The sequence below is a fragment of the Pseudoalteromonas sp. MM17-2 genome (assembly GCF_022347945.1).
Lineage (GTDB): Bacteria > Pseudomonadota > Gammaproteobacteria > Enterobacterales > Alteromonadaceae > Pseudoalteromonas > Pseudoalteromonas ruthenica.
Map to the genome: position 1 here is coordinate 65,924 of NZ_JAKRFV010000017.1, position 21,516 is coordinate 87,439.

The 21,516-nt window shown below is 46.4% G+C and carries 26 protein-coding genes; 22 read left to right on the plus strand and 4 right to left on the minus strand.

Annotation, left to right across the window (positions count from 1 at the left end; all coding sequences use genetic code 11):
- Position 1: 1 nt before the first annotated feature.
- On the plus strand, positions 2–3,586 hold the full coding sequence (locus tag MHM93_RS13795; RefSeq protein WP_239449463.1) for a M1 family aminopeptidase: 3,585 nt from the start codon (positions 2–4) through the stop codon (positions 3,584–3,586).
- Here the strand turns inward: MHM93_RS13795 and MHM93_RS13800 are convergent.
- Positions 3,581–4,390 (minus strand): endonuclease/exonuclease/phosphatase family protein, encoded by an 810-nt coding sequence (locus tag MHM93_RS13800; RefSeq protein ID WP_239449464.1) that lies wholly within the window; start codon positions 4,388–4,390, stop codon positions 3,581–3,583. The two genes, MHM93_RS13795 and MHM93_RS13800, sit on opposite strands and share 6 nt — an antisense overlap.
- A gap of 71 nt (positions 4,391–4,461) precedes the next feature.
- Between MHM93_RS13800 and MHM93_RS13805 the strand changes: the two genes are divergently transcribed.
- A complete protein-coding gene (locus MHM93_RS13805; protein WP_239449465.1) occupies positions 4,462–5,349 on the plus strand; it encodes an aldo/keto reductase in 888 nt (295 codons plus the stop codon).
- A gap of 28 nt (positions 5,350–5,377) precedes the next feature.
- Positions 5,378–6,061: a transporter substrate-binding domain-containing protein gene (locus MHM93_RS13810; protein WP_171035451.1), complete on the plus strand. Its 684-nt coding sequence runs from the start codon at positions 5,378–5,380 to the stop codon at positions 6,059–6,061.
- Between the two features lie 47 nt (positions 6,062–6,108).
- Here the strand turns inward: MHM93_RS13810 and MHM93_RS13815 are convergent, their stop codons facing one another.
- The 3 genes from MHM93_RS13815 to MHM93_RS13825 form a co-directional block, all read right to left on the minus strand.
- The gene (locus MHM93_RS13815) at positions 6,109–6,795 is read right to left on the minus strand and encodes a TorF family putative porin (protein ID WP_152440104.1); all 687 of its coding nucleotides are present in this window, start codon (positions 6,793–6,795) and stop codon (positions 6,109–6,111) included.
- 288 nt (positions 6,796–7,083) lie between these two features.
- Positions 7,084–8,241: a hypothetical protein gene (locus MHM93_RS13820; protein ID WP_239449466.1), complete on the minus strand. Its 1,158-nt coding sequence runs from the start codon at positions 8,239–8,241 to the stop codon at positions 7,084–7,086.
- A 117-nt stretch (positions 8,242–8,358) separates the two neighbouring features.
- A complete protein-coding gene (locus MHM93_RS13825) occupies positions 8,359–8,883 on the minus strand; it encodes a GNAT family N-acetyltransferase (RefSeq protein ID WP_239449467.1) in 525 nt (174 codons plus the stop codon).
- Positions 8,884–8,969: 86 nt separating this feature from the next.
- On the opposite strand from MHM93_RS13825, the gene MHM93_RS13830 reads away from it, so the two are divergent.
- The 19 genes from MHM93_RS13830 to rplQ all read left to right on the plus strand — a co-directional run bounded on the left by MHM93_RS13830 (position 8,970) and on the right by rplQ (position 21,206).
- Positions 8,970–10,394: a PLP-dependent aminotransferase family protein gene (locus MHM93_RS13830; RefSeq protein ID WP_239449468.1), complete on the plus strand. Its 1,425-nt coding sequence runs from the start codon at positions 8,970–8,972 to the stop codon at positions 10,392–10,394.
- A 68-nt stretch (positions 10,395–10,462) separates the two neighbouring features.
- Positions 10,463–12,400 carry an AsmA family protein gene (locus tag MHM93_RS13835; protein ID WP_239449469.1) on the plus strand — a complete coding sequence of 646 codons (1,938 nt, stop codon included), beginning with the start codon at positions 10,463–10,465 and terminating at the stop codon, positions 12,398–12,400.
- A 318-nt stretch (positions 12,401–12,718) separates the two neighbouring features.
- A complete protein-coding gene (rplN, locus tag MHM93_RS13840; RefSeq protein ID WP_022943945.1) occupies positions 12,719–13,087 on the plus strand; it encodes a 50S ribosomal protein L14 in 369 nt (122 codons plus the stop codon).
- 10 nt (positions 13,088–13,097) lie between these two features.
- Positions 13,098–13,412, plus strand: a complete 315-nt coding sequence (gene rplX, locus MHM93_RS13845; protein WP_022943946.1) for a 50S ribosomal protein L24 — start codon at positions 13,098–13,100, stop codon at positions 13,410–13,412.
- Between the two features lie 15 nt (positions 13,413–13,427).
- On the plus strand, positions 13,428–13,967 hold the full coding sequence (gene rplE / locus MHM93_RS13850) for a 50S ribosomal protein L5 (RefSeq protein WP_045980290.1): 540 nt from the start codon (positions 13,428–13,430) through the stop codon (positions 13,965–13,967).
- A gap of 10 nt (positions 13,968–13,977) precedes the next feature.
- Entirely contained in the window at positions 13,978–14,283 is a 306-nt protein-coding gene (rpsN, locus tag MHM93_RS13855; RefSeq protein WP_022943948.1) for a 30S ribosomal protein S14, read from the plus strand.
- Between the two features lie 21 nt (positions 14,284–14,304).
- Positions 14,305–14,697, plus strand: a complete 393-nt coding sequence (rpsH, locus tag MHM93_RS13860) for a 30S ribosomal protein S8 (protein ID WP_022943949.1) — start codon at positions 14,305–14,307, stop codon at positions 14,695–14,697.
- Positions 14,698–14,709: 12 nt separating this feature from the next.
- A complete protein-coding gene (rplF, locus tag MHM93_RS13865; protein WP_022943950.1) occupies positions 14,710–15,243 on the plus strand; it encodes a 50S ribosomal protein L6 in 534 nt (177 codons plus the stop codon).
- Positions 15,244–15,252: 9 nt separating this feature from the next.
- Positions 15,253–15,606 (plus strand): 50S ribosomal protein L18, encoded by a 354-nt coding sequence (gene rplR, locus MHM93_RS13870; protein ID WP_239449470.1) that lies wholly within the window; start codon positions 15,253–15,255, stop codon positions 15,604–15,606.
- A gap of 9 nt (positions 15,607–15,615) precedes the next feature.
- Positions 15,616–16,122, plus strand: coding sequence for a 30S ribosomal protein S5 (rpsE, locus tag MHM93_RS13875; protein ID WP_022943952.1), 507 nt, complete (start codon positions 15,616–15,618; stop codon positions 16,120–16,122).
- Between the two features lie 6 nt (positions 16,123–16,128).
- Entirely contained in the window at positions 16,129–16,308 is a 180-nt protein-coding gene (gene rpmD, locus MHM93_RS13880; RefSeq protein ID WP_081604373.1) for a 50S ribosomal protein L30, read from the plus strand.
- 5 nt (positions 16,309–16,313) lie between these two features.
- Positions 16,314–16,748, plus strand: coding sequence for a 50S ribosomal protein L15 (gene rplO / locus MHM93_RS13885; protein ID WP_022943953.1), 435 nt, complete (start codon positions 16,314–16,316; stop codon positions 16,746–16,748).
- A gap of 11 nt (positions 16,749–16,759) precedes the next feature.
- Positions 16,760–18,088: a preprotein translocase subunit SecY gene (secY, locus tag MHM93_RS13890; RefSeq protein ID WP_022943954.1), complete on the plus strand. Its 1,329-nt coding sequence runs from the start codon at positions 16,760–16,762 to the stop codon at positions 18,086–18,088.
- Positions 18,089–18,110: 22 nt separating this feature from the next.
- Positions 18,111–18,224 carry a 50S ribosomal protein L36 gene (gene rpmJ, locus MHM93_RS13895; RefSeq protein WP_002959476.1) on the plus strand — a complete coding sequence of 38 codons (114 nt, stop codon included), beginning with the start codon at positions 18,111–18,113 and terminating at the stop codon, positions 18,222–18,224.
- A gap of 130 nt (positions 18,225–18,354) precedes the next feature.
- Positions 18,355–18,711: a 30S ribosomal protein S13 gene (rpsM, locus tag MHM93_RS13900; protein WP_022943955.1), complete on the plus strand. Its 357-nt coding sequence runs from the start codon at positions 18,355–18,357 to the stop codon at positions 18,709–18,711.
- 13 nt (positions 18,712–18,724) lie between these two features.
- Positions 18,725–19,111, plus strand: a complete 387-nt coding sequence (gene rpsK, locus MHM93_RS13905; RefSeq protein ID WP_022943956.1) for a 30S ribosomal protein S11 — start codon at positions 18,725–18,727, stop codon at positions 19,109–19,111.
- Positions 19,112–19,132: 21 nt separating this feature from the next.
- Positions 19,133–19,753, plus strand: a complete 621-nt coding sequence (rpsD, locus tag MHM93_RS13910) for a 30S ribosomal protein S4 (protein WP_022943957.1) — start codon at positions 19,133–19,135, stop codon at positions 19,751–19,753.
- 24 nt (positions 19,754–19,777) lie between these two features.
- Complete coding sequence (gene rpoA / locus MHM93_RS13915) at positions 19,778–20,764, plus strand: DNA-directed RNA polymerase subunit alpha (protein ID WP_022943958.1); 987 nt, start codon at positions 19,778–19,780, stop codon at positions 20,762–20,764.
- Between the two features lie 40 nt (positions 20,765–20,804).
- Positions 20,805–21,206 carry a 50S ribosomal protein L17 gene (gene rplQ, locus MHM93_RS13920; RefSeq protein ID WP_022943959.1) on the plus strand — a complete coding sequence of 134 codons (402 nt, stop codon included), beginning with the start codon at positions 20,805–20,807 and terminating at the stop codon, positions 21,204–21,206.
- The last annotated feature ends 310 nt before the right edge of the window (positions 21,207–21,516 follow it).

A 21,516-nucleotide genomic window follows, 5' to 3' on the forward strand; every position in this document is an offset into this window, starting at 1 on the left:
TATGTTACTTAAAATGCTCACCTTTGAGCTGCGCTATTTTTTGCGCCAGCCATCTTTTTACGTTTGTAGTTTATTGTTTTTCCTACTTTCGTTTGCCATGACCATGAGCGATAACCTCCCGTTGTGGGGTTCTAACGTGCATCTCAACGGCCCGTTTGTGAATGCGTTTGTGCAAGTTGTGGCGTTGAATTTCGTGCTTTTTGCGGTGGTGAACTTTGTCGCCTCATCCAGCTTACGCAACGATACTGAAAACATGCTAGAGCTGGTGTACACCAAGCCCTTTAATAAGCAAGCTTACACCTTGGGTCACTTTTTAGGCTCTTTTGTGGTTACTGCGGTGGTAATGCTGTTTGTACCTTTAGGTGTGTTTGCGGGGAGCGCTTTTGGCGTCATGCTTGGTTGGTCGCCAGCAGAGCTGCTGGGTGAGCAGCATTTATCTCACTACCTGCAACCTTATCTGGTCCTTGCTTTGCCCACTTTGTTTGTGATTGCGGTGTTTTGTCATGTAGCGGCGCTGCGTTTTCGCACCATGATGGCTGTATATATTGCCGCCGTGATTCTATTTCTCACTTATTCGACCCTTTCGGTGTATTTTGAAGAGCCGTCGGTACGGGTGTGGGCGGCATTATTAGACCCCTTTGGTTATGGTGCATTTGCAGATGTAACGCGTTATTGGACCACGGTTGAGAAGAATGAACTGTTATTACCTTTTTCCAGCTACCTGCTGTATAACCGCGTGCTATGGCTCGCTGTCGCAGGAGTCGTGTTTGCGCTGCTAGGACTAAAAAGTGGTTATCAAAGCCAAGGTAAAGATAAAAAGCGCCCAGGTGTATCGCAATCAATGCGTAAGCGCGCGCAACAAGCATTAGCCAACAATATCTCTGTGCGAGTACAGAGCATTAATACCCGCAGTCAGTTTATGATGCGCACCCGTTTTGAGTTTGCTCAGGTATTAATGAGCCCAGCGTTTTTAATTTTAGCGACCATCACGCTGTTTATGCTGATTGCTCCGCTACTCGCACCAGGGGTCAGCTATGGCGTATCCAACTGGCCACTGACTCAAACTATGGTTCCGCTTATTCAAGGGGCCATGGGCGTGTTGATGGTCATTGTGTTGGTGTACTACTCTGCTGAAGTGGTATGGCGCGAACGCAACTCAAAGTTTGGCGATATTATCGATTCTTACCCAGCACATAACTTAGTGTTTTGGGGCTCGAAGTTAACCGCTGTGACCGCTGTATTAGTGATGTTATATGTAGTGGGGATGGCGCTCACTATGAGTTATCAGTTGATCAAAGGCCACTTTAATATCGAACTGGGTCAATACTTATTCCGCTTGGGTTACTTAACCTTAGTGCCGTTATTTATGACCACAGTGTTGGCCTTCTTCTTCCAAGTGATCAGCCCCAATAAATATGTGGGCATGGTACTGTTTATTGTCTATTACGCCGTAAGTCTGATCCTTAACAACTATGGCTTTAGTCACAACATGTATGACTTTGCCGGCTCCCCAGCCGCTCCTTATTCTGATTTGAATACTTACGGTCACTTTCTTAATGCAGTGCATTGGTACAATGTGTATTGGTTAGGTATGACCTTAGCTTTGGCAGCGTTAGGCTACGGCTTATGGCACCGAGGCCCGCAACAAAGCCTATTGGCGCGCATACGACTGCTCAGTTATAACTTAGGCGGTAAAGGGCAAGTATTGGCAGTCTGTGGGTTGGTGATGTTTGTCGCCAGTGGCGCGTGGATATACCACAACACGCGGGTACTGAACGAATTTCATACCAAAGACGATATTCAAGCTCTGCAGGTGCAATACGAAAAGCAATTGGGCCAATATAAAGAAGCGCCTGTGCCTATGTTAACTAAGGTGGATATTGCCGCTGATATCTATCCGCAGCGCCGACGTATTGAAGCACAAGCCGATATCGCGTTCACCAACCCAACTGAGCAAGTGATTGAACGTTTCTTGGTGAGTAAACCGCAGTACAGTGAACAATGGCAGGTGCAACTAGAAGGCGGTGCCTTAGGTGAAAAGATTGATGACTTAAACACTTGGTGGTTTGAGTTCGAAAAACCTTTGCAGCCAGGGGAGGTGCGTCAAGGCACTTTAACTGTGGTACGTGCCCACCAAGGCTTTAAAGATAGCGGCTTTGATACCAGCTTGGTTGAAAATGGCACCTTTATTAATAACGCGGAACTATTACCGGTATTTGGCTATCGCCTTGATTACCAGTTATGGGATCGCAACGAGCGTCGCAAGCGTGATTTACCTGAGCTTGAGCGTGCCAATGACCTCAAGGATAGTCGCTATTATGGGCAAAATTTCTTTGGTGCCAACGTCGGTTTTATTGATTTCAGCGCCACGCTGAGCACTGATATTGATCAATTTGCTATCGCCCCAGGTTATTTGCAAAGTGAGCAAGTAGATGAAGAACGCGGACGCCGGACTTATCGCTATGAGATGGATGCACCTATGGTGGACTTCTACAATATTATGTCGGCCCGCTTAGAGGTGAAGAAAGAGCGTTACAAAGGCATCAATATTGAAGTTTATTATCATCGTGACCACCCGTGGAATGTCGATACGATGATCCAGTCTACTAAGGACTCTATCGATTATTTCACCAAAGAGTTTGGTCCTTACCAGCATAAACAGCTACGAATTCTCGAGTTCCCAGGTTACCGTGGCTTTGCGCAGAGCTTCGCAAACACCGTTCCTTATTCTGAACGTATTGGCTTCATCACCGACTTGCGAGACCCAGATGATATTAACCTGCCTTATTATGTAACCGCTCACGAGGTTGCGCACCAGTGGTGGGGACATCAAGTTGGTGCCGCCAATGTGCAGGGGTCGGCGGTCATATCTGAAACCTTATCTCAGTACAGTGCACTGCAAGTGATGGCGGAAAAATATGGCGAGCAGAAGCTGCGTAAGTTCCTCAAGTATGAGCTAGATCGTTACTTACAGGGCCGCACTATGGAAAGTTATCGCGAGATGCCGTTATATCGCTCTGAAAATCAGCAATATTTACACTATCGTAAAGGCTCGGTGGTGATGATGGCGGTTGCTGATAGGTTAGGCGATAAGCGCACCAACACGGCATTACGGCACTTTTTACAGGAGTTTAAGTACCAAACGAACCCTTACCCCACAACTCTTGACCTGTTGCGTCACCTCAAAGCGCAAGCGAATGAGCAAGAACAGGCCTTTATTGATGATCAGTTTAAACGCATCACTTTGTATGAGCTAGCGCTAGAAGATGTAGTCGTGAGTGAAACAAATGAGCAAAGCGGTAAGTTTAAAGTGACCTTGAGCATTGATGCCAAAAAAGTATATGCCAATGGTGAGGGGGTCGAGACAGAAGAGCCCATGCAGCAGCTGGTGGATATCGGCTTGTTCCACTTTGACCCTGAACAGTTAAGTGCCAACGATTCAGTGATTTACTTACAAAAGCATGAGCTGGTCTCAGGCGCCAATACACTAGAGCTGTACGTTGATGAGCGGCCAAGTTTTGCAGGTGTCGACCCACTCATTAAATTAGTCGATCGTGATAGCGCTAATAACGTGAAAAAGCTATAAGCTTAACGATACCAATATCGGGTTATGATCTGAGCTCTCGCGTGTCAACGCTTGAGCTCTTTTTATTTTTACCCCTCGGGTCCACACTTGATCCAGAGCGTAGCCAAAAAAACGCGTGCGCTGGTCAGGGGATAAGGTCACCGGTGCTAACTGTAAAGGAGTTAATAGCTGCTGTACTAATTGTTGACGGGAGTGGCTCCAGGTATTGAAATCGCCAGCAAAAATAACAGGCCCGCTATGCTGAGCAATGAGCAGGGTTAAGGTTTTTAGTTGGCGTTGATAGTCTTCGGTGCCCCAGGTAAAGTTGATACCGTGGAGGTTCACCACAAGTAAACTGCCCCCCTGCGCTAGCGCATAACGGCTTATACTTGATGCCTTCGGTGTTCGCAGCCAGGGTTCGCGTTGGTAAAAGCGACAATAGAGCTGCGGCTGAAAATCACTGAGCAATAAGGTACCGGTTTGTTTTGACCACCCTCGGAAGCCGGGGGAAAAGCGTGCATTAGGCTTGATAGCAAAGAGTTGTTGGTCGCGAAACGCCTCCTGTAAAAGGACAAAGTCAACGCCCTGAGACAGCGCTCTTAAATCCGGTAGCAGCTGTTCATGTTGTGCTTTATAAATATTCCAACTGAGGACTTCAATACGCTGTGGTAGGACGTCAGTGTGCGTGGTGATTGGTTTTCTGAGTTGCTGTGCGCATTGCCGTGGCGTTGAGACAATGCCCTGGATGTCTTCACTGGCAGCTGGTAACACCCACTGTTGCCAAAGTAGAAATGCGCTGTAAAACACCAAATATAAACTGATCACGACAAAGATGTACCTTGAAGGGCTGCCAATGGGCTGTGCTATAGTGGCAAAAAAATATCAGGTTGCAAAGTATGGCACACAGAACTATTTCGCCTTTAGTGTTAGGGTTTTGGCGTATGCTCGATTGGCAGCGCAGCGCCCAACAAAATCTCGCGTTTGTCGAGCAATGTATTGAGCAGGGCATTGTCGATACAGATCACGCTGACATTTATGGTCAATATCGCTGTGAAGCGGTGTTCGGAGAGTTATTAAAGCTCAAACCCAGCGTACGTGAACAAATTCGTATCATCACCAAGTGCGGCATTGCGCTGCAGCAGGGTAAGCGCGCTGTGCCCGGGCATGTTAATCACTATAACTCCAGCCGTGAGCATATTATCGCCAGTGCTGAAAAGTCACTGCAGCATTTTCACACCGACCGTTTAGATTGCTTGCTGATCCACCGCCCAGACTACTTAATGCAGGCAGATGAAGTCGCTGAAGCATTCAATACCTTGAGAGCGCGTGGTGATGTATTGCACTTCGGGGTTTCTAACTTTACCACCAGTCAGTTTGAGTTATTGCAGTCGCGGTTGGATTTCCCGCTGCAAACCAACCAAATTGAGTTCTCTCCCTATCAGATGAATGCATTAGACGACGGTACTTTAGATCAGTGTCAACGTTGGCGCATAAACCCGATGTGTTGGTCGCCGCTGGCGGGCGGCGAGATATTTACGAGTATGACTGAAAAGGCACACAAGTTACGGCAAACACTAGAGCAAATCGCACAGGAAATCGGGGCAAGCGGCCTAGATCAAGTGGTATATGCGTGGTTGTTGAAGCACCCAAGCCAGCCTGCTGTGGTGTTAGGTACGGGGAATATTGAGCGTATTCGCAGTGCAATTTGCGCTCAGCTGCTAGAATTAAGCCATGAGCAATGGTATCGAATATGGCAGGCATCTAAAGGCCATGCAGTACCTTAAATATCACATCTGGGTGTGGCTAATTGCAATGAGTCTTAGCTTTAGCCTCGTTGCGCAGCCCCAGCTGCAGCTTTATACAGAGCACTGGCCGCCCTACAACTACCTTAATGAGCAGGGTCAGGTGGTTGGCCGGGCAACGCAAGCTGTGCGTGGGGCTTTAGAAGCCGCCAATATTGATGCTGATATTCACCTGACTACTTGGGCGCGAGCCTATAATTTAGCTAAAACTCGCGCTAACCACGGTATATTCGCAATTTATAAAACCGCACAGCGGCACCAGTTATTTCACTGGTTTTGTCCCATCAGTGCGCCCACCCCTATGTTTATCTACAAGCGCAGTGATGATCAGCGCATAAAAGTGCATTCATTGGCTGATGTGAAGCAGTATACGCTCGCAGTGAGTCGAGACGGCTGGGCTCATCAGCATTTGCGGCAACAGGGGTTTAGTGATGAGCGGCACTTAGATGTGGCGGCTAGCATTGAGGTCAGCATGACTAAATTTCTAGCTGGAAGGTTAGATTTAATTTTAAATACAGAAGCTGCGATGACCTTAGCGCTGCGCCAAAGGGAGTTATCGGCCAATACAGTAATCAAGGTGTGGGAGTTACAGCAAAGTCAACGAACGCCATTATGCTTGGCAGTGAATAAACACTCTGATCCTCAATTAGTGCAAGCTCTAAAGCAGGTTTTTGATGAGAAAAATAAAAGATAAAGGGCCTGACGGCCCCTGGTTTGCAGCAACAATAAGTCGGTAAATACCTACAAATCAAAGTCCATACTGTAGGACACGTAGGCTTTCAAATCGTCATCAGCATCAAGATCAGTTTGCAACAGGCCAAGTGTGAACCCGGCTTTACTAATGCTGACGCCATAATCTAAGTAACTATCATCTTCACCATACCACTCCCGAACGGTGTCACCACTTGAGTGGCCTAGGTGGAATGCGAGCTCAGTGTCGGTGAAAACTGGAAAGCTGGCATTGAGCTCTAAATAAAGCATATCTTCTTCACTGGTGGCATCGTCTTCGGCATTAAGTAGGTAGCTCGCTCCTGCGCTCAGCCATTGCCAGCTTAGTGAACCATAAACCTCACCAAAGCCAATATCGTCAGCGGCATCAGGGTAGGCATAATAGATATAGCCAACGTCGTAATCGATTTCTCCCGCTGTGCCGCCAAAGCCAGCGTACAAATCCATTTCATAACTAGTGCTTGCGGCTTCGCCGAAATCAATATTGGATAGCCAAGTCCCCATATAGAAGCCACTGTCCGTAGCATAATCTAAGCCGCCCGATACTGCGGCTTGGTCATCACTTTGTGTGATCCCTCGCCAATAATAGTTTGAACTAGCCGCCACATTCGCAGTTAGACTGTTCTTAGCATGACCTGTAATAGGCAACAGGGCGAGACAGAGTAGCCCCGAGACTTGCCAGCGTGTTGTTTTTATCATTGTTTCATTCCCGTTTTCGCGCTGTGTTGGCATAAACAGGGCAAAGGCCATGCCAGAGTATGAAATAAATTAATAATTAAATATTTTTCAACAGCTTGGTATTGATTTTTGGAAATGGCCTGATTTCACAAAGTGATCTGTTGCACGACCCTGGTGCATATTTTATGCGGATGCACCGAGATAATTCACACCACCGTGGCTTGTTATGCGCTGGTACTGTTGCTGCAAACCAGGGGGAGGAGCTTGATAAGCTGGAGCGCCGAGCGGCGCTCTGTATGGGATGAGGGGTTAACCGAAAATGGTGCGCATCAAGGTGAGGGTATCATTGATGCTGCGGCCTTTCTCCACTTCGGCGATGATAGAGTCGCGCTTGGCGCGAATATGCTCTGGGATATCATCTTCGGCTAAAGCTCTATCTACCAGCGTTGCTGCAGACTCTTTGCTGCGTCTAGGTGCTTTGCTGGAAGATGAACGCTTCGGCTTATGGAGCAGCTTGTAGTAGTTTGATTGCTGCGCACTATCCTCGGCGAAATAGAAAAATAAGCATGGTAAGAGTGCTTTGTTGGCACACAAGCGTTGCTCTAGGTCATTGTCGCCGCTGGCCATAGTGTACCAGGGTAGACGAGTTATAGTGCATACCAGCTCCTGCCAATATCGCTCGAAGTCACGGTTACTCAATTTGGCAACACCTAGCGCAGCGCACAAAGTATCTAATTTAGCTTGGCTGGCAGGAGTGAATACATCGGGTCGGCGCGTGGCTAACAGGCGCGTTGCCGGAGCAAGTGTAGGCTTTTCATCGGCATCGATGAAGATGCTTTGATAGGCTGTAACAAAGGCACTGTAATGCTCGCGCGTTACCTCTCCTTGTAGTGGAATGTGCGCCAAAGCCTGATCAAAAAGAGCTGGGAAATCAGCCAGCAATTGGTGAAATGCTTTATTGCTTCTCGTTGCAGCAAAGAGCTCGACATCAAAGCGGTAGACTGCTGGGTCATGGTTGTTGAGGTGTTTACCCGCGACTACAAGGCGGTCCTCTTTACTGAGTTCAGCTAACGACTGTTCCCGTAACCTGTCGATGTAGTCACATAAGGCTAAGTGTTCATCTAATAAAACGCGTGATTGCTGCTGTTGCAAGTATTCACATAGCACTGGCCAGGGAGTAATACGTAAGGCCTTCAGTTGCAAAAAGCTAATGGCTTCAGTAAGCAGTGTTTGTAGCTTCTTTACACAAGGGAGCTGCTGAGGCTCTAGTAACTCGTAGTTTAGGCGGTTATTGAGTGCGTCAAGTAACTCATAACACCAACCTAAGAACTCGTCTGGGTGGTTTTCAACCTTCACCGCCATTAGATTTAGGCTGATATCGGTCGCCTGTTTTAAAATATTTTGATAAATCTGACTTTCTTGTTCACCCAGCGCCATTTTTGATGGGGATATAAGCAACTTCTTCATGCTTGGTACTACAACTCCACTTGATACAACACAGCCCACTTTAAGCGGGGCTGTGCATCATACTGACATTGTGTGTTGATGCAATATTGACTTTGCTGTTTTAAGTAGCCCGGTGGCTTATCTACTATAGGGAGCACACATATAATCATAGCGTTGTAGGTTGAGCCCCCATTGACGATATGAATCCGTGTGCGTAAAACCAAGTTTTTGCAAAATGCGTACAGAGCCCGTGTTGGCACTATCTACTTCGGCATAAACTCCTGGTAATGCGAGGGTGGTTAGCCCATATGTCATGACGCTTTGTGCCGCCTCATAGCCAAGACCCTGTTGCCAATACTGAGGAAGCATGCGGTAGCCTAAATCAGCAAGCTGTTGTTGCGGGTTGAACTTAAAACCACAAAATCCAATTAACCTGTTGTGTTGCTTGTGTATCAAGGCATAGCGAGCGTAACCATAACGTTCATATTCGTGTAACCAAACCTCTTTGATGAGGCGCCGAGCCTGTTCGCTGGTGCTTATCTGAGCGGGGTCTCCGGTATATCGAGTGACTTCGGTGTTGGCATTAAATGCGCGCACTGCTTCGGCATCAGCAAGCCGGAAATGACGCATCTGCAGCCTTGGTGTGTCTATTAATAGGGTCATGTTAGCTCCTTTTCGTTTGACAACCAGTGTAATGGCACGTAAAAAAGCAAAACAGACACAGTGAAAATGAAAAATAAGCAATACAGATGCCTAGTTTTATCTATCAGCGAGAGGCCGAGGTACTAGCTAAGTCAATTAATAATGGCCAATTAAAACAGGGTGATAGGCTTCTTTCTGTTCGAGATTTCGCTCGTGAAAGAAAAGTTGGGATATCGACAGCTGCTAAAATTTATGAACATTTGCAAAGACAGCAACTCATTGAGGCCCGGCCGCGCAGTGGTTATTACGTTTGTGCTCGTCAACAAAGCACTGCGCAACAAAACTTTGGTGATAAATTAATCCCAAGTGAGCTGATTTCCATGCCGTTACACAAAGCGGTGCAATACAGTTTTAACGACGCAGATATAGTGCCGCTATCCTGCACTGGGCCAAGTACGGTATTAGATAACGAAGCGCTACTCACGCGGGCGCAAAAGCGTGTGCGCAGGCAGCGCCCATTTAAATTACTCCAAGACAATCGTGAAGCCGGTATTGATTCGCTGCGTCAAGAAATTGCGACACATTATGCGTTGAGTCAGCAGCTTATAAATCCAGCCGAGGTCGTGATCACCCATGGACGCAGTTCGGCACTTACTTTGGCGTTAAAGGGATTAGGGTTGAGTGAGCATAAGGTGGCAGTTGAGTCTCCAAGCTCATTTTTTATATTGGCGCATTTGCACCACAGCGCTCAAGCTTATGTGGGTGTCCCTATACAGCCCGACTTCGAAACCGAATTGGCATTATTGGAGCAGGCTCGGCAAGAGCATGACATTCGCGCTTATATTTTTAACCCTAATTATCAAGATCCGACAGGGCGCCTGCTGAGCGAACAACAAAAACGTGCATTGTTGGCTTGGGCGCAGCGCCATGATGTTGCGCTAATCGAATATGACCGTGGTGAGCTTAGTTTTAGTGAGTTTCGACCTCCGTCAATTGCGAGCCTCTTAGATGAAGATAGCTCTCTAGCGGTGATCAGCATATGTGACTACAGTGATACACTGTCCTTTGCTCTAACCTTGGGGTATATGCTCTGCCGTAATTGCGCTGCTGATATTATTTTGACTAAATCAGTGCTTAGTGAGGCGAGCGACATCGCGAGCCAAGAGCTGGTTACTCATTTGTATCGCAGTGGTGACTATCGCCGTTTAACCCGACGTTTACGAGCGCAACTATTAAGGCAGTACCAGCAGGTTGATGAAATTTTCAATCACTTTGGCGTTGCGCATTTGTACCAAGACATCGGTGGTGGGCCAAGCTTATGGTTTGAGCTTCCTCAAGGGGGCTGCAGTGATGAGCTATGGCAACGGTTGATTACTCGGCGTATCGCCATTGCGCCTGGCGAACTCTTTATGCCACAAATCGATTATGCGCGTTTTTTTCGTATGACCTTCGCCCTACCTTGGGATAAAACCATGGCGCAAGCAGTGCATACGCTGGCTCAGCAACTATCATCCTATATTCATGAACTTTAACTACAATTACACAGATAACTACTTTAGTTTATGCTAAACACATTTGCTTTAATGGAACGAGGTTCACCATGAAGACCCTAGCCAAGGTTTTGGGCGTAATCATAGTCGTAATTATCGGCTTACTCATCGCCATTCCTTTCTTTATTCCTGTCGATGCCATCTTCAATAAAGTGTCAGAGCAGGTACAAAGCACCACTGGGCGCACACTGACGATTGCCGGCGATAAAGACTTAGCGATTTTCCCTTCACTGCGATTAGAGCTTAATGATGTTAGCTTTAGCAATATGGAAGGGGGATCGCGAGCCAATATGGCGACGATGAAACAATTGGATGTGCATATCCCCTGGAGCACCTTATTCTCTGGCGAAGTGAAGCTGGATAAGTTTGTTATCCGTGAGCCGGATGTGTTGCTGGAAACAAATGCCCAAGGCCAAGGCAATTGGCAGCTCTTTGATAAGGTCGCAACTGAGCAATCGCAACAAAGCACTGAGCAAGGCCAAGTCAAGCTGCCAGACAACTTTGATATTGAGCTTGGAGAAGTAGCTATTTATGGTGGTCAGTTTACCTATCTGGACGGGCAAACTGGAAGTAAACAACAAATTAGCGACTTGGAATTAGCGGTATTACTTAAATCGTTACGCCAACCTTTAGAATTAGAAGGGGGCATAACGTACATGGGTGAGCGGTTTAACCTTGATATAGAATTGGATAACCCAATCAAAGCCATCGAAGGTCGACCATTTACGCTTACGCAAAACTTAACATCTGCGCTTGTTGATATGGAATTCAAAGGCAACATTGCTGAGCAGGGTGGAAATATTAGCGGCACTTTGATGTTGCAAGGGGATTCGGTGAAGCGCATTGCCAAGTGGCAAGGCGTTGAGCTTAATGCCAAAGACAACGCGTTTAATGATTTCCGTGTAGAGGGCAGTATGCAACTGCAAGGACAGGCTTTTACTATTAATAAGCTCGTGGCGACGTTAGATCAGCTTGCCATCGAAGGTATGAGTACGATTCACCTTGGCGAGCGTTTAGCGCTTACTGCCAACGTAGATTTGGGCATGCTAGATTTAAACCCTTACTTACCGGAGCCTGCCGCGAATACCGAGCAACCAAGTAACGATGATTCTCAGGCTCAACCCATAGAGTGGGATGATACGCCGATAGATCTTTCTGCCCTGAATGCCCTTGATGCCGATATTGTGGTTCGCTCAAGCGGCTTAAAAGCGCGTGATATTACACTCGGTGAGAACCAATTCAGTATTAAGCTTGATAATGCCGTAGCCACTCTCAGTATGGATAAATTCGCCGCCTATGAAGGCCAGGGAACCGGCAAAGTAACGCTGAACGCAGCGCGACAGCCTTACCAAATCGATACTCAGTTTGACCTCAGTGGTATAAATGCTGAGCCTCTTCTTAGCGATGCGGTGAAGTTTGATAAGTTAATGGGCAAAGGAGCGCTTAATTGGCAACTGACTACCGAAGGGCAAAGCCAACAAGAGTTCGTTGATGCGCTGGCTGGCAAATTAGCATTCAGTTTTGCCGATGGTGCTGTTAAAGGAGCGAACATTGCTGAATTGGTGCGAAAGGCGAAGGAACTCGTTAAGGGAAATACATCCGCACTGTCACAAGGCCTTAATACTGGCTTTGATAAGTCACAGCAGACAGACTTTACCGCTTTAACGGGGAGTATGAACTTTACCAAAGGCGTTGGCGTCAACTCAGATTTATCGTTGCTAAGCCCGCTCATTCGTATTACTGGTGAAGGCCAAGTGGATCTCCCCGCGACCAAGGTAAACTACCGCTTAGTAACGGGGATTGTGGATTCAATCGAAGGTCAAGGCACCACCGATGACAGTACCGGTTTCAAAATTCCGGTTCGTATAAAAGGTCCTTTCCATGACGTGGCGGTTAACTTGGACGTTGGTGAGGCTGCCAAAGAGGAAGTGAAAGAAAAAGCCAAAGAAAAAGTAAAAGACAAACTCAAAGGCTTGTTTGGCGGCTAATTCCCCCCATATATATATACAGCAGCAAGGCACTTTTGTGCCTTGGTGATTTTATAAGCAATTGATGGTGCGAAAAATAGCCTGTTTTCGATAATTTTCTGTTCTCACCTTAGGGCCCTCAGAGCCTTTATTAACCGAGCTAAGTAAAGAAATTAATTAAAAATTAGCCTACCTTTTGCCCGCCATTACTGATACAATTGCCCGCCCTCAGCACACAAGTAACCGAAAAGTTGCCTGTTAATTGAGCGGATAATTTATTTAATGCCTTAATTTTTAACGGAATTATGGCGAGTTGTAACTACACCGGAGCACATTAAGATGATCCAAATGCAAACTCAGCTGGACGTTGCAGATAACAGCGGCGCCCGCAAAGTGCAGTGTATTAAAGTCCTTGGCGGTTCACACCGTCGTTACGCATCGGTTGGTGACATCATTAAAGTTGCTGTTAAGGAAGCGATTCCTCGCGGCAAAGTTAAAAAAGGTGATGTTAAAAACGCGGTTGTTGTGCGTACCAAAAAAGGCGTTCGTCGTCCAGACGGCTCTTTGATCCGTTTCGATAGCAATGCGGCTGTTATCTTAAACGATAGCAACCAGCCAATCGGAACCCGTATCTTCGGCCCTGTGACTCGTGAACTTCGTACTGAAAAGTTCATGAAGATCGTTTCACTAGCACCAGAAGTACTATAAGGAGTCGATCATGGCAGCAAAAATCCGTCGTGATGACGAAGTAATCGTACTGGCCGGTAAAGACAAAGGTAAGCGCGGTAAAGTGCTTTCAGTTGTTACTGAAACTGGTCGAGTATTTGTTGAAGGCGTAAACCTTATCAAGAAGCACCAAAAGCCTGTTCCTCAGTTGAACCAAGCTGGCGGTATTGTTGAGAAAGAAGCGTCTATCGACGTATCAAACGTTGCGATCTACAACTCGGAAACGGGTAAAGCAGATCGTGTAGGTTTCAAGATTGAAGACGGTAAGAAATTACGTATCTTCAAATCTACTGGTAAAACTATTTAATAGTTGGAGTAGACGATGGCGAAACTGCATGAAGTATATAAAGACAAAGTAGTCGCTGAACTTCAAAAGAAGTTTGGTTTCAGCTCTGTCATGCAAGTCCCTCAGATCGAAAAGATCACATTAAACATGGGTGTGGGCGAAGCCCTAGCTGACAAGAAAATTCTAGAAAACGCTGTTGCTGATCTAGAAGCAATCTCTGGTCAGAAGCCTCTTATCACGAAAGCACGCAAATCAGTTGCTGGCTTTAAGATCCGTGAAGGCTACCCAATTGGTTGTAAAGTAACCCTACGTGGCGAGCGTATGTGGGACTTTTTTGAGCGTTTGGTTTCAATCGCTATCCCGCGTATTCGCGATTTCCGTGGTGTAAGCGCTAAGTCTTTCGACGGTCGCGGCAACTACAGCATGGGCGTACGTGAACAAATCATCTTCCCAGAAATCGATTATGATCGTGTAGACCGTGTACGTGGTCTAGACATCACTATCACTACTTCTGCGCAGAATGATGAGGAAGGCCGTGCGTTGTTAGAAGCGTTTAACTTCCCATTCAAGAAATAAGGGTAGGGTTATGGCAAAGAATTCAATGAAAGCGCGCGAAGCAAAGCGCACTAAACTAGTTGCCCAATACGCTGAAAAGCGTGCGGCACTAAAAGCTATCATCAGCGATGTTAATTCATCAGATGAAGAGCGTTGGGACGCGGTTCTGAAGCTTCAGACTCTTCCGCGTGATTCAAGCCCTGCACGTCAACGTAATCGTTGTAACATCACGGGCCGCCCACATGGTTACCTTCGCAAGTTCGGCCTAAGCCGTATCAAAGTTCGCGAAGCAGCTATGCGCGGTGAAATTCCTGGCCTTAAAAAGGCTAGTTGGTAATAGAATCACGGGAGTAAGACAATGAGCTTGCAAGATCCTATTGCGGATTTGTTCACACGTATCCGTAACGGCCAGACTGCGAAGAAGGTTTCTATCTCAATGCCATCTTCAAAGCTGAAAATAGCAGTTGCTAAAGTACTAACTGATGAAGGTTATGTTTCTGGTTACTCAGTAACAGAAGGCGCTAAACCTGAACTAAACATCGAGCTTAAGTACTTCGAAGGCAAAGCTGTAATCGAAAACATCCAGCGTGTTAGCCGCCCTGGTCTACGTATCTATAAGAAACGTGACGCATTACCTAAGGTAATGGGTGGTCTAGGTATCGCTATCGTATCAACTTCTAAAGGCCTGATGACTGACCGTGCTGCGCGTAGCGCTGGCGTGGGCGGTGAAATCATTGGCTTTGTAGCGTAATCGGAGGGGACTATGTCGCGTATAGCAAAGGCACCTATTAATGTTCCAGCCGGTGTAGAAATCACGCTAAAAGGCCAGGACATCACAGTTAAAGGTAAGAATGGTGAACTTAGCCGTGCTATCAACGAAGCGGTTGAAGTTTCATTCGAAGACAATGTAATCACCACTAAACCTGTAGAAGGCGTTGCTAACGCTTGGGCTCAAGCTGGTACTGCACGTGCACTTATCAACAACATGATTGTTGGTGTGAACGACGGTTACGAGAAGAAGCTACAGCTAGTTGGTGTTGGTTACCGTGCTGCGGTGAAAGGTAAAGTACTAGATTTAACGCTAGGCTTCTCACACCCAGTCAACTTCGAGATCCCAGAGGGCATCACGATTGAAGCTCCGAGCCAAACTGAGATCGTTGTTAAGGGCGCAGACAAGCAGCTAGTTGGTCAAACTGCTGCAAACATTCGCGCATACCGTGAGCCAGAGCCTTATAAAGGTAAAGGTGTTCGCTATGCTGACGAATACGTGCGTCGTAAAGAGGCTAAGAAGAAGTAAGGTAGGACGATGGATAAGAGAACAGCACGTCTACGTCGCGCTAAGCGCTCACGTAGAAATTTTATTGAACAGGGCAAAATCCGCCTTGTTATCCACCGCACGCCACGTCACATCTATGCTCAGGTTATTAATGCTGAGGGTAGTGTACTGGCTGCTGCTTCTACTGTTGAGAAAGCAATTGCTGAAACAGTTAAAGGCACTGGCAACATCGAAGCTGCTCAAGCAGTGGGTAAAGCAGTTGCAGAACGTGCGGCTGAAAAAGGCGTTAACGAAAGTATCGCTTTTGACCGCAGTGGCTTTAAATATCACGGCCGTGTGAAGGCGCTTGCGGATGCAGCGCGTGAAGCCGGTCTGCAATTCTAGGAGTAGACAATGGCTAACGTAGAAGCAAAGCAACAACAGCCTGATTTGGCTGAAAAGCTAATCGCGGTAAACCGTGTGTCTAAGGTGGTTAAAGGTGGTCGTATCTTTAGCTTCACTGCACTTACAGTAGTAGGTGACGGCGCAGGTAAAGTAGGTTTTGGTTATGGTAAAGCACGTGAAGTTCCAGCTGCTATTCAAAAAGCAATGGAAAAAGCACGTCGTAACATGATCAAGGTAGAGCTTAAAGGCAATACACTTCAGCACCCTATCAAGGGTCGTCACGCTGGTTCTAAAGTGTACATGCAACCAGCATCTGAAGGTACTGGTATCATCGCCGGTGGTGCGATGCGTGCAGTACTAGAAGTAGCTGGTGTACAAAACGTATTGTCAAAAGCCTACGGTTCGACTAACCCGATCAACGTTGTTCGCGCAACTATCTCAGCACTAGAGAACATGAAGTCTCCAGAAGCAGTTGCTGCGAAGCGTGGTCTTAGCGTTGAAGAAATTTTGGGGTAAGACACCATGGCAAATACAGTAAAAGTAACTCAAGTACGTAGTTCAATCGGCCGCTTGCCGAAGCATAGAGCTACATTACGTGGCCTTGGTTTACGTCGTATCAACCACACTGTAGAGCTAGAAGATACGCCTTCAGTACGTGGTATGATCAACCAAGTTTCTTACATGGTTAAGGTTGAGGGGTAATTCGAATGAATTTGAATACACTTTCACCTGCTGCAGGTGCAAAATCAGCCGGCAAACGTGTGGGCCGTGGTATCGGTTCTGGCCTAGGTAAAACTGGTGGCCGTGGTCACAAAGGTCAAAAATCACGTTCTGGTGGTAAAGTGCGCGTTGGTTTCGAAGGCGGTCAAATGCCTATGCAACGTCGTCTACCTAAGTTTGGTTTCACTTCACGCAAGTCTCTTGCGACTAAAGAAGTGAATCTATTCGAAATCGCTAAAGTTGAAGGCGATGTGGTAGATCTAAACGCGTTACAAGCAGCTGGTCTGGTTAAGAAGAACATCCAGTTCGTTAAAGTAGTTAAATCTGGTGAAGTTTCTCGCGCCGTCACTGTTAAAGGTCTTAAAGTGACCAAAGGTGCACGCGAAGCGATTGAAGCTGCCGGAGGCAAGGTAGAAGAGTAAGGAAGTACTTTATGGCTAAACCAGGTCACGATATGCAAAGTGCACAAAGCGGGCTTGCGGAGTTGAAGCGTCGTTTACTATTTGTACTCGGTGCTATCATTATTTACCGTTTAGGTTCATTCGTGCCGATCCCTGGGATTGACGCCGCTGTACTTGCCGAATTCTTCGAGCAACAGAAGGGCACCATTGTTGAAATGTTCAACATGTTCAGCGGTGGTGCGCTTGAGCGTGCTTCGGTACTTGCACTGGGTATTATGCCCTATATTTCGGCCTCAATTATCATGCAGCTACTAACGCATATACATCCTGCGATGGTAGAGCTGAAAAAAGAGGGTGAACAGGGGCGTAAGAAAATCAGTCAGTACACGCGTTATGGTACGCTCGTGCTTGCTACGTTCCAATCAATCGGTATTGCTACTGGCTTACCGAACATGATGGACGGGTTAGTTGTTAACCCCGGTTTTGGTTTCTATTTCACTGCTGTAGTGAGCTTAGTAACCGGCTGTATGTTCTTAATGTGGTTGGGCGAACAAATTACAGAGCGTGGTATCGGTAACGGTATCTCAGTTCTGATCTTTGTTGGTATCGTAGCTAACCTGCCGTCTGCTATTGGTTCGACAGCCGAAATGGCGCGCCAAGGTGAATTGAACATTTTGGTACTGGTATTGATTGCGGTAATCGTGTTTGCCGTTACTTACTTGGTGGTTTTCTTTGAACGTGGTCAACGTCGTATTGTTGTTAACTACGCAAAGCGCCAACAAGGTCGTCAGGTGTACGCTGCTCAAAGCACACACTTGCCGTTGAAAGTAAATATGGCTGGGGTTATTCCACCAATCTTTGCTAGTAGTATCATTCTGTTCCCTGGTACAATTGCAAGCTGGTTCGGCCAGGGTGAAGGTCCTGTAGCTGACGTGTTACAAGCCATTTCCACAGCATTGACTCCGGGTCAACCGCTGTACGCAATGGTCTTGGCTGCTGCTATTATCTTTTTCTGCTTTTTCTACACTGCGTTGGTTTTCAACCCGCGTGAAACTGCAGACAACCTGAAAAAATCTGGAGCTTTCATTCCAGGTATTCGTCCAGGTGAGCAGACATCGAAATACATTGATAAAGTAATGACACGCCTGACATTGGCAGGTGCCTTGTACATTACCTTTATCTGTCTAGTGCCCGAGTTTATGACCATGGCATGGCAAACGCCATTCTACTTCGGCGGTACATCAATCTTGATTATCGTTGTTGTGATCATGGACTTTATGGCACAAGTACAGACCCATCTGATGTCACATCAGTATGATTCTGTGCTGAAAAAAGCAAACCTTAAAGGCTATGGCCGATAAGGTCGGTTTACGGAGTTGAGTAATGAAAGTACGTGCTTCCGTTAAGAAAATCTGCCGTAACTGCAAAGTAATCAAACGTGCCGGCGTTGTACGTGTGATTTGCAGTGAGCCTAAGCACAAGCAAAGGCAAGGCTAATTAAACAAGTCATGCAGGCTGAGTGGTATGCTCGGCCTGTGTTTTTCATTGTAGTTTGGTCATCACTTGAGTATCCTAACGGGCTTTTCGAGAAGATGATTACCAAATTTAAACTATAGGAGATGTGTTAGTGGCCCGTATAGCTGGCATTAACGTTCCTGATCATAAACATGCGGTTATTGGTTTAACCTCAATTTATGGTGTAGGTAAAACCCGCGCTAAGGCGATCTTGGCAGCGGTAGGTATCGCAGAAGATACTAAAATCGGTGAACTAAATGACGAAACTCTTGACACGCTTCGTGAAGAAGTTGGCAAGTACACTGTAGAAGGTGATCTTCGTCGTGAAGTTACTTTGAACATCAAGCGTCTTATGGACCTTGGTTGCTTCCGTGGTTTACGTCACCGTCGTTCGCTACCACTACGTGGTCAGCGTACTAAGACTAACGCGCGTACTCGTAAGGGTCCTCGCAAGCCTATCAAGAAATAAGGTGGGGTAAATTATGGCTAAAGCACCAATTCGTCGTAAGAAGGTCAAAAAGCAAGTTGCTGATGGCATGGCTCACGTTCATGCGTCTTTCAACAACACTATTGTTACGATTACAGACCGTCAAGGTAATGCACTTTCTTGGGCAACTGCCGGTGGTTCAGGTTTCCGTGGTTCACGTAAATCTACACCATTCGCTGCTCAGGTAGCTGCAGAGCGTGCAGGTACTGCTGCACAAGAATACGGTTTGAAGAACTTAGAAGTATTCATTAAAGGTCCAGGTCCAGGCCGTGAGTCTGCTGTACGTGCATTGAATGCTGCTGGTTTCCGTATCACAAACATCACTGACGTGACGCCAATTCCACACAATGGTTGTCGTCCACCGAAGAAACGTCGCGTATAACAATAGGTTAGGAGAAAGAACATGGCAAGATATTTGGGCCCTAAGCTCAAGCTAAGTCGTCGTGAAGGTACTGACCTGTTCCTTAAGAGCGGCGTACGAGCTATCGACTCTAAGTGTAAACTTGAGACAGCACCTGGTCAGCACGGCGCCCGTAAGGGTCGTTTATCTGACTACGGTCTACAGCTACGTGAAAAGCAAAAGGTTCGTCGTATGTACGGCATCCTTGAAAAGCAATTCCGTAACTACTACAAAGAAGCTGCTCGCCTTAAAGGCAATACAGGTGAAAACCTACTTCAGCTTCTAGAGCAACGTCTAGACAATGTTGTATATCGCATGGGTTTTGCAAGCACACGTGCTGAAGCGCGTCAGCTAGTAAGTCACAAAGCGATTATGGTTAATGGTCGTGTTGTAAACATTCCTTCTTTCAACGTTACTCCTGAAGATCAGGTAGAAATTCGTGAGAAGTCGAAGAAGCAAGCACGTATCGTTGGAGCTCTAGAATTGGCTGAGCAACGTGAGAAGCCAACTTGGGTTGAAGTTGACGGTAAGAAAATGGAAGGTACTTTTAAGCGCCTGCCTGAGCGTTCTGATCTGTCTGCGGACATTAACGAACAACTAATCGTCGAACTTTACTCGAAGTAAAGTTAAGAGTTAAGAGAGGATAAAATGCAGGGTTCTGTAACCGAATTCCTAAAACCAAGGTTAGTCGATATCGACGCTATCAACCCAACTCGTTCAAAAGTGGTACTAGAGCCGCTTGAGCGTGGTTTTGGTCACACTCTAGGAAACGCTCTACGTCGTATTCTGTTGTCATCTATGCCTGGATGCGCAGTTACTGAGGTAGAAATTGATGGCGTTTTACATGAGTACAGCGCGAAAGAAGGCGTACAAGAAGACATCATTGAAATCCTGTTAAACCTTAAAGGTCTAGCAGTTAATATCGAAGGCAAAGATGAAGTTTTTCTGACCCTGACTAAATCTGGTGTAGGCCCTGTGACTGCGGCAGATATCCAGCACGATGGTGATGTAACAATCAGCAATCCTGATCACGTAATTTGTCATTTAACAACTGACAATAGCGAGATCAGCATGCGCATCCGTGTTGAGCGTGGTCGTGGTTATGTACCAGCTTCTAGCCGCGTATCCTCTGAAGACGATGAGCGCCCAATCGGCCGTTTGTTGCTTGATGCATCATTCAGCCCAGTTGAGCGTATTGCGTACTCGGTCGAATCAGCACGTGTTGAACAACGTACTGACTTAGACAAGTTAATCATTGATATGGAAACAAACGGCACTTTAGATCCTGAAGAAGCGATCCGCCGTGCGTCGACCATTCTTGCTGAGCAATTAGAAGCATTCGTAGACTTACGTGATGTTTCTGAGCCAGAAGAGAAGGAAGAGAAGCCAGAATTCGATCCTATTCTGCTTCGTCCAGTTGATGATCTTGAGCTAACAGTTCGTTCAGCAAACTGCTTGAAAGCCGAGCAAATTCAATATATCGGTGATTTAGTACAGCGTACCGAAGTTGAGCTTCTGAAAACACCTAACTTAGGTAAGAAGTCTCTAACTGAGATCAAAGACGTGCTTGCATCACGTGGTCTTTCTCTAGGCATGCGCCTAGAAAACTGGCCGCCAGCAAGCTTAGCTGAGTAATCTAAATCACTATATTTAGTTTAGTTAGAAGGATAGGGTCATGCGCCATCGTAAGAGTGGTCGTCAATTAAACCGTAACAGCAGCCATCGCAAAGCGATGTTCAGCAATATGGCTGGTTCTTTGGTGAAGCACGAAATCATCAAAACAACATTGCCTAAAGCGAAAGAGCTGCGCCGTGTAATTGAACCTTTAATCACACTGGCTAAGACTGATAGCGTTGCAAATCGCCGTTTAGCATTTGCTCGCACGCGTGATAAAGAAGTTGTTGGTAAGTTGTTTAGCGAGATTGGTCCTCGCTACGAAGGCCGTCCTGGTGGTTACACTCGTATTTTGAAGTGTGGCTTCCGTGCAGGCGACAACGCACCAATGGCTTACATTGAACTAGTAGATCGCCCAGTTGCGAGCGAAGACGTTCAAGAAGACGCACAGTCTGCAGAGTAAGTCGTAAAAGACACAAAAAGCCGAGCTTATGCTCGGCTTTTTCTTTTTATGGCCAAAATTAAATTTCAGCTCTTCTATATATAGCTATTTAGCTAAACCCTTCTCTATATAAAACATCTTAAATGTAGCAATTTAGATCTTAAATAGATCTATAACAGTTAAATACAGTAGTTTTAGTTTTATTTTTGTTCAAACGATCCATTTTTTGCAGTTTTCTTTAAAAAAGGGGTTGCGTTGATTTTGTTTCTCCCTATAATGCGCTCCCACTGACACGGCAGACAGCAACGGATAACGAGCTAAACGCGGTGTT

Excerpts from the sequence above, each read along its gene's own strand:
- rpsN (WP_022943948.1), top strand. The coding sequence starts at position 13,978 with ATGGCAAAGAATTCAATGAAAGCGCGCGAAGCAAAGCGCACTAAACTA.
- secY (WP_022943954.1), top strand. The coding sequence starts at position 16,760 with ATGGCTAAACCAGGTCACGATATGCAAAGTGCACAAAGCGGGCTTGCG.
- rpsH (WP_022943949.1), top strand. The coding sequence starts at position 14,305 with ATGAGCTTGCAAGATCCTATTGCGGATTTGTTCACACGTATCCGTAAC.
- rpmJ (WP_002959476.1), top strand. The coding sequence starts at position 18,111 with ATGAAAGTACGTGCTTCCGTTAAGAAAATCTGCCGTAACTGCAAAGTA.
- MHM93_RS13810 (WP_171035451.1), top strand. The coding sequence starts at position 5,378 with ATGAGTCTTAGCTTTAGCCTCGTTGCGCAGCCCCAGCTGCAGCTTTAT.
- rplF (WP_022943950.1), top strand. The coding sequence starts at position 14,710 with ATGTCGCGTATAGCAAAGGCACCTATTAATGTTCCAGCCGGTGTAGAA.
- MHM93_RS13825 (WP_239449467.1), bottom strand. The coding sequence starts at position 8,883 with ATGACCCTATTAATAGACACACCAAGGCTGCAGATGCGTCATTTCCGG.
- rpsK (WP_022943956.1), top strand. The coding sequence starts at position 18,725 with ATGGCTAAAGCACCAATTCGTCGTAAGAAGGTCAAAAAGCAAGTTGCT.
- rplE (WP_045980290.1), top strand. The coding sequence starts at position 13,428 with ATGGCGAAACTGCATGAAGTATATAAAGACAAAGTAGTCGCTGAACTT.
- MHM93_RS13795 (WP_239449463.1), top strand. The coding sequence starts at position 2 with ATGTTACTTAAAATGCTCACCTTTGAGCTGCGCTATTTTTTGCGCCAG.
- MHM93_RS13815 (WP_152440104.1), bottom strand. The coding sequence starts at position 6,795 with ATGATAAAAACAACACGCTGGCAAGTCTCGGGGCTACTCTGTCTCGCC.
- MHM93_RS13835 (WP_239449469.1), top strand. The coding sequence starts at position 10,463 with ATGAAGACCCTAGCCAAGGTTTTGGGCGTAATCATAGTCGTAATTATC.
- rplO (WP_022943953.1), top strand. The coding sequence starts at position 16,314 with ATGAATTTGAATACACTTTCACCTGCTGCAGGTGCAAAATCAGCCGGC.
- rplN (WP_022943945.1), top strand. The coding sequence starts at position 12,719 with ATGATCCAAATGCAAACTCAGCTGGACGTTGCAGATAACAGCGGCGCC.
- rplR (WP_239449470.1), top strand. The coding sequence starts at position 15,253 with ATGGATAAGAGAACAGCACGTCTACGTCGCGCTAAGCGCTCACGTAGA.
- rpsD (WP_022943957.1), top strand. The coding sequence starts at position 19,133 with ATGGCAAGATATTTGGGCCCTAAGCTCAAGCTAAGTCGTCGTGAAGGT.
- MHM93_RS13830 (WP_239449468.1), top strand. The coding sequence starts at position 8,970 with ATGCCTAGTTTTATCTATCAGCGAGAGGCCGAGGTACTAGCTAAGTCA.
- rplX (WP_022943946.1), top strand. The coding sequence starts at position 13,098 with ATGGCAGCAAAAATCCGTCGTGATGACGAAGTAATCGTACTGGCCGGT.
- rpoA (WP_022943958.1), top strand. The coding sequence starts at position 19,778 with ATGCAGGGTTCTGTAACCGAATTCCTAAAACCAAGGTTAGTCGATATC.
- MHM93_RS13820 (WP_239449466.1), bottom strand. The coding sequence starts at position 8,241 with ATGAAGAAGTTGCTTATATCCCCATCAAAAATGGCGCTGGGTGAACAA.
- rpsE (WP_022943952.1), top strand. The coding sequence starts at position 15,616 with ATGGCTAACGTAGAAGCAAAGCAACAACAGCCTGATTTGGCTGAAAAG.
- MHM93_RS13805 (WP_239449465.1), top strand. The coding sequence starts at position 4,462 with ATGGCACACAGAACTATTTCGCCTTTAGTGTTAGGGTTTTGGCGTATG.
- rpmD (WP_081604373.1), top strand. The coding sequence starts at position 16,129 with ATGGCAAATACAGTAAAAGTAACTCAAGTACGTAGTTCAATCGGCCGC.
- rplQ (WP_022943959.1), top strand. The coding sequence starts at position 20,805 with ATGCGCCATCGTAAGAGTGGTCGTCAATTAAACCGTAACAGCAGCCAT.